Origin of the sequence: Mesorhizobium sp. M7A.F.Ca.CA.004.06.1.1, from assembly GCF_003999135.1 — a bacterium.
Classification (GTDB): Bacteria; Pseudomonadota; Alphaproteobacteria; order Rhizobiales; family Rhizobiaceae; genus Mesorhizobium.
This window is the reverse complement of the sequence record NZ_RZPQ01000361.1, coordinates 1-5829: the sequence shown is the minus strand read 5'-3', so window position 1 is coordinate 5829 and position 5829 is coordinate 1. Positions and strand designations below refer to the sequence as shown.

The 5829-nt window shown below is 62.3% G+C and carries 7 protein-coding genes; 6 read left to right on the top strand and 1 reads right to left on the bottom strand.

Annotated features, from left to right (window positions below):
- On the bottom strand, nucleotides 1–652 hold a 652-nt coding region (locus EN906_RS20445), incomplete at its 3' end, for a phosphoenolpyruvate carboxykinase (ATP) (protein ID WP_127375333.1).
- Nucleotides 653–994: 342 nt separating this feature from the next.
- Between EN906_RS20445 and EN906_RS20440 the strand changes: the two genes are divergently transcribed.
- The 6 genes from EN906_RS20440 to EN906_RS20410 form a co-directional block, all read left to right on the top strand.
- Nucleotides 995–1696: a response regulator transcription factor gene (locus EN906_RS20440; protein WP_013528337.1), complete on the top strand. Its 702-nt coding sequence runs from the start codon at nucleotides 995–997 to the stop codon at nucleotides 1694–1696.
- Between the two features lie 20 nt (nucleotides 1697–1716).
- Nucleotides 1717–3501, top strand: coding sequence for a sensor histidine kinase (locus tag EN906_RS20435; RefSeq protein WP_013528336.1), 1785 nt, complete (start codon nucleotides 1717–1719; stop codon nucleotides 3499–3501).
- A gap of 32 nt (nucleotides 3502–3533) precedes the next feature.
- Nucleotides 3534–3980: an HPr kinase/phosphorylase gene (locus EN906_RS20430; RefSeq protein ID WP_164748904.1), complete on the top strand. Its 447-nt coding sequence runs from the start codon at nucleotides 3534–3536 to the stop codon at nucleotides 3978–3980.
- A gap of 164 nt (nucleotides 3981–4144) precedes the next feature.
- On the top strand, nucleotides 4145–4546 hold the full coding sequence (locus EN906_RS20420; RefSeq protein ID WP_010912939.1) for a PTS sugar transporter subunit IIA: 402 nt from the start codon (nucleotides 4145–4147) through the stop codon (nucleotides 4544–4546).
- Complete coding sequence (locus EN906_RS20415) at nucleotides 4543–4839, top strand: HPr family phosphocarrier protein (RefSeq protein WP_027039963.1); 297 nt, start codon at nucleotides 4543–4545, stop codon at nucleotides 4837–4839. The genes EN906_RS20420 and EN906_RS20415 overlap by 4 nt, the downstream gene beginning before the upstream one ends.
- Before the next feature lie 181 nt (nucleotides 4840–5020).
- A partial coding sequence (locus EN906_RS20410; protein ID WP_127375332.1) for an adenosylhomocysteinase occupies nucleotides 5021–5829 on the top strand: 809 nt, incomplete at its 3' end.

Below are 5829 nucleotides of genomic sequence, written 5' to 3'. Positions count from 1 at the left end.
GCATCACGCCTTTCGCCGGCAGCAGATAGTTGAGCATGGTGAACACCGACTTCTTCATCTCGCCGGCATAGGAGGTGCCGCCGATCAGCACGATCTTGCGCGAAAGATCGACGGCGATCACCGTTTCGGTGCGGCTGCCGTGACGAAGGGGATCGGCGCGGAAGGACGGCAGGTCGATGATCGTCATCTCAGGCACGAACTGTTCGAGTTCGGCGGCATCCGGACGGATCAGCAGATTGCGGATGAACAGCGAGTGCCAGGCAAATTCGGTGATCACCCTGGTCGGCAGCCTCGACTCCGCATCGGCGCCGCCGACCAGATCCTGGACGTATAGATCCTTGTCCGCGGCATGCGCCTGGAAATCGGCGAGCAGCGTGTCGAACTGGGCCGGCGAGATCGCCTTGTTGTTGTCCCACCAGACATGTGGTTCGGTGGCGCCATCGCGGACGACGAACTTGTCCTTGGGCGAGCGGCCGGTGTGCTGTCCGGTCTCGGCGACCAGCGCGCCATGGGCGGTCAAGCGGGCCTCGCCGCGCCGGATCGATTCCTCATAAAGGGCGGCCGCACCGAAATTATAGCGCACCACGCCGGTGGTTTTCAGGCCGATATGATCGATCGCGCAGGCGGAATTGCGTTTGCCGACTTCCGACATCGAGTGTCCCTCTTGGATTTGCCGCATCTTTGCCGGCACGTTTCCAGCACGCCCACTACGCGGGCGAGATGGTCAGAACCAGAAAAGCCAAATGATATCAAATCATTAATCGATTTAAATATTTTGAAAGTTGTTTAAATCGTTTATATGTGCAAAAAGTTTCGCGGTTGCCCAAAGGATTGGCGATGTCCGTTCGTCCAATCCATGTCGAGGTAGGATTGTGGCCGCCGGCATGCCGCGCGTGACAGCGGACAAGGCCTATGCCACATTTTGTACCTAATTTGTCCTGCAAAAGCCCCTTCTCTACGACAGAAGGGACAGCTCATGAGGGAGCCGCTTGAAATGGCAACAATCGCGCTTGTCGATGACGACCGCAACATTCTGACATCGGTGTCGATCGCCCTGGAATCCGAGGGGTATCGCGTCGAGACCTACACGGATGGTGCGTCAGCGCTGGAAGGCCTGGCGGCACGCCCGCCGAACCTTGCCATCCTCGACATCAAGATGCCGCGCATGGACGGCATGGAACTGCTGCGCCGCATGCGCCAGAAGTCCGACCTTCCGGTGATCTTCCTGACCTCCAAGGACGACGAGATCGACGAATTGTTCGGCCTCAAGATGGGCGCCGACGATTTCATCCGCAAGCCCTTCTCGCAGCGCCTGCTGGTCGAGCGGGTGCGCGCCGTGCTGCGCCGCGCCAGTGCCCGCGAGGCTGCCGCCAAGACGCCAAGCCAGCAGGCCCGCTCGCTCGAGCGCGGCCAACTCGTCATGGACCAGGAGCGCCACACCTGCACCTGGAAAGGCGAGCCGGTGACGCTCACCGTCACCGAGTTCCTGATCCTGCATTCGCTGGCGCAGCGTCCAGGCGTCGTAAAAAGCCGTGATGCGCTCATGGATTCGGCTTATGATGAACAGGTCTATGTCGACGACCGCACCATCGACAGCCACATCAAGCGGCTGCGCAAGAAGTTCAAGGCCGTCGACGACGACTTCGAGATGATCGAAACCCTTTACGGAGTCGGATACCGGTTCCGCGAAGCATAAGTAGCAGGGCCTGCTATTCGATGGCAGTGGAAGCACAGCGAACAAGACCGGCGGGCGCCTCCAGGCGGCCGTCGCGGATCATGCCGTCCTTCGTGTCGAAGATCACGGTGCCGATGCGCCGTTTCCTTGGCCATCATATCTTTTCCAGCCTGACACGGCGTATCCTGTTCCTCAACCTTGCCGGCCTTGCCGTCCTGGTGACCGGCATCCTCTATCTCAACACCTTCCGAGACGGGCTGATCGACGCCCGCGTCGAAAGCCTGATGACCCAGGGCGAGATCATCGCCGGCGCGATCGCCGCGTCGGCGACGGTCGAGACGGATTCGATCAGCATCGACCCGGAAAAGCTGCTTGAACTGCAGGCCGGCGAAAGCCTGGGGCCGGGCTCCGACCAACTCGACAACCTCGACTTCCCGATCAACCCGGAGCGGGTCGCCCCGGTGCTGCGAAGGCTGATCTCGCCGACCAGGACCCGCGCCCGCATCTATGACCGCGACGCCAATCTGCTGCTCGATTCACGCCACCTCTATTCGCGTGGCCAGATCCTGCGCTACGACCTGCCGCCGGTTGAGGAGGAAGAGCCCGATCTGGTCGAGCGCATCCAGAAATTCGTCTTCGACTTCTTCCGCAACACCGAGCTGCCGGTCTATCACGAGCAGCCGGGCGGCAATGGCGCCGCTTTCCCGGAAGTGGTCAAGGCACTCACCGGCAGCCCGTCGACCATCGTGCGCGTCAGCGAGCAGGGGGAGCAGATCGTTTCGGTGGCGGTGCCGATCCAGCGCTTTCGTGCCGTCCTGGGCGTGCTGATGCTGTCGACCGAAGGCGGCGACATCGACAAGATCGTCGCCGCCGAGCGCAAGGCGATCCTGCGCGTCTTCGGTATCGCGGCCCTTGTCACCGCCATCCTGTCGATGCTGCTTGCCTCCACCATCGCCAATCCGCTGCGCCGGCTGTCGGCGGCGGCGGTGCGGGTGCGGCGCGGCGTCAAGAGCCGTGAGGAAATCCCCGATTTTTCCGACCGCCAGGACGAGATCGGCAATCTGTCGATCGCCATACGCGACATGACCAACGCGCTCTACGCCCGCATCGAGGCGATCGAAAGCTTCGCGGCCGATGTCTCGCACGAGTTGAAGAACCCGCTGACGTCGCTGCGCAGCGCGGTGGAAACCTTGCCGCTGGCCAAGAACGACGATTCGCGCGGCCGGCTGATGGATATCATCCAGCACGATGTCAGGCGGCTGGACCGGCTCATCACCGATATTTCCGACGCATCGCGCCTGGACGCGGAGCTCGCGCGTGAAGATGCCGGGACGGTCGACCTGAAGAAATTCATCACCGATCTGGTCGCCGTTTCGCGCGAAGCGACGCGCAACAAGAAGGCGGTCGAGATCGAGTTCAAGGCGGCCAAACTGCCGCAAGGCGTCAAAGGCTACGTCGTCGTCGGGCATGATCTTCGCATCGGCCAGGTCATCACCAATTTGATCGAGAACGCCCGTTCCTTCGTTCCCGAGGATCATGGCCACATCAGCCTGTCGCTGGCGCGTGCCGGCAAGTTCAACATCGTCACCGTCGACGACAATGGCCCCGGCATCCGGGCCGACAACATCGACCGCATCTTCGAACGGTTCTACACCGACCGGCCGGCCGGCGAGGCATTCGGCCAGAATTCGGGGCTTGGCCTGTCGATATCCAGGCAAATCGTCGAGGCCCATGGCGGCACGCTCACCGCCGAGAACATCCCCGGCACCAAACCCGGCGAGATCAAGGGCGCACGCTTTGTGGTGACATTGCCGGCCGAAGGCTGAGAGCATGAATCCCAACCACGCCTGGTCCAGCCGTGCAGCCTGAAAACATTCACGCGACAATGGTTTTGATCGGCGAGCGCGGCATTCTCGTCACCGGAGCCTCCGGTTCGGGCAAGACGACGCTGGCGCTGGCGCTCATCGACCATTGTCGCCATCGCGGCCTGTTCTCGCGGCTCGTCGGTGACGATCAGCTCTTTGTCGAGGTGCATGCCGGGCGGCTTCTCTGCCGCGCTCCCGCCATCATAGAAGGCCTCGTCGAGGTGCCTGGGCTCGGGCCGCGAGCGGTGCCGTTCGAGCCCGCCGCCATCGTCGATTTGCATGTCCGCCTGACGCCGGCCGGTGAAACGGCACGCTTTCAGGAGGATGCCGACACCAGCATCGCCGGCTGTCGGGTGCCGCGTATCGATGCGGTCGAACGCAACGTCGCTGCCGCCTTGCCGGTCGTGATGGCGCGGCTGTCGATCGCGCCTTTTCTATGATCCGTTCCGGGTTTTTTGCTGCAATGCGTCAAAATGGCATGTGCCTGCGCAATTTTGGGCTTGTCAACGGGCCGTGCGTCGACAAGATAGCGCTCCCGCCGCCTGGATTGGCTGGCGAGCATAAAATGCGCCTGTGAAGCGGCGATGACGGGAGCCACCAAAGAATGATCGGACTCGTGCTTGTAACGCACGGTCAACTGGCCACCGAGTTCCGACATGCCGTCGAACATGTCGTCGGGCCACAAGACAATTTCGAAACCGTGGCGATCGGTGCCGACGACGATATGGAGCAGCGTCGCCGCGACATCGTCGACGCTGTTGCCCGTGTCGATACCGGGGCGGGCGTCATCGTGCTGACCGACATGTTCGGCGGCACGCCCTCCAACCTTGCCATCTCGGTGATGGAGTCCGGCCGCACCGAGGTGATCGCCGGCATGAACCTGCCGATGCTGATCAAGCTCTCCTCGATCCGCAAGGGCGACAATATGGCCGCCGCGCTCGATGAGGCTCAGGCCGCCGGCCGCAAATACATCAATGTCGCCAGCCAGCTCCTGAGCAGCAAATGACCGCGCTGTCCCCGGAAAAAGACCAAATTGTCCGGGATTTTCCCATCATCAACCAACGTGGCCTTCATGCGCGCGCTTCGGCGAAGTTCGTCCAGCTGGCCAGCGGCTTCGATGCCTCGGTGCATGTCGAGAAGGATGGCGTCAAGGTCGGCGGCACCTCGATCATGGGCCTGATGATGCTGGCGGCAAGCCCCGGCTATTCGATCCGCGTCACCGCCAGCGGACCGGAAGCCCGGCAGGTCATCGACGCCCTGGAGCAGCTGGTGGCGTCCCGCTTTGGCGAGGAATGCTGATCAGGTAGAGCGCCGATGCGTGTCTGAGAGACATGCAGGGATAAAGATTTCTTTATATCCCATTGTCGTCCTTGCTCCGATCTGCTAGTCAGGCCGGCAATTCGCGCCCTTCGACGCGCCGACCGGCGCGGGCGTGTCCGCAACAAATTCGCAAGCACAACATTCGCATCGGAGTACTGCCATGACGGGTAGCAAGGACTATGTGGTCGCCGACATCTCGCTTGCCGGCTGGGGCCGCAAGGAACTCGAGATCGCCGAAACCGAAATGCCGGGCCTGATGGCCTGCCGTGAGGAATTCGGTCCCAAGCAGCCGCTCAAGGGTGCGCGCATCACCGGCTCGCTGCACATGACGATCCAGACGGCGGTGCTGATCGAGACGCTGAAGGAACTGGGCGCCGATATCCGCTGGGCCTCCTGCAACATCTTCTCGACCCAGGACCATGCGGCCGCGGCCATCGCCGAAGCCGGCATCCCGGTGTTCGCCGTCAAGGGCGAGTCGCTCGAGGAGTATTGGGACTACACCGACAAGATCTTCCAGTGGGCCGATGGCGGCCTCTCCAACATGATCCTCGATGATGGCGGCGATGCCACCATGTACATCCTGATCGGCGCCCGCGCCGAGGCCGGCGAGGACGTGCTGTCCAACCCGCAGAGCGAGGAAGAGGAATACTTCTATGCCCAGGTCAAGAAGCGCCTGAAGGCTTCGCCCGGCTTCTTCACCAAGCAGAAGGCGGCGATCCGCGGCGTCACCGAAGAGACGACCACCGGCGTCAACCGGCTCTATCAGCTGCAGAAGAAGGGCCTGCTGCCTTTCCCCGCCATCAACGTCAACGACTCGGTTACCAAGTCGAAGTTCGACAACAAATATGGCTGCAAGGAATCGCTGGTCGACGGCATCCGCCGCGGCACCGACACGATGATGGCCGGCAAGGTCGCTGTCGTGTGCGGTTATGGCGACGTCGGCAAGGGCTCGTCGGCCTCGCTCAAGGG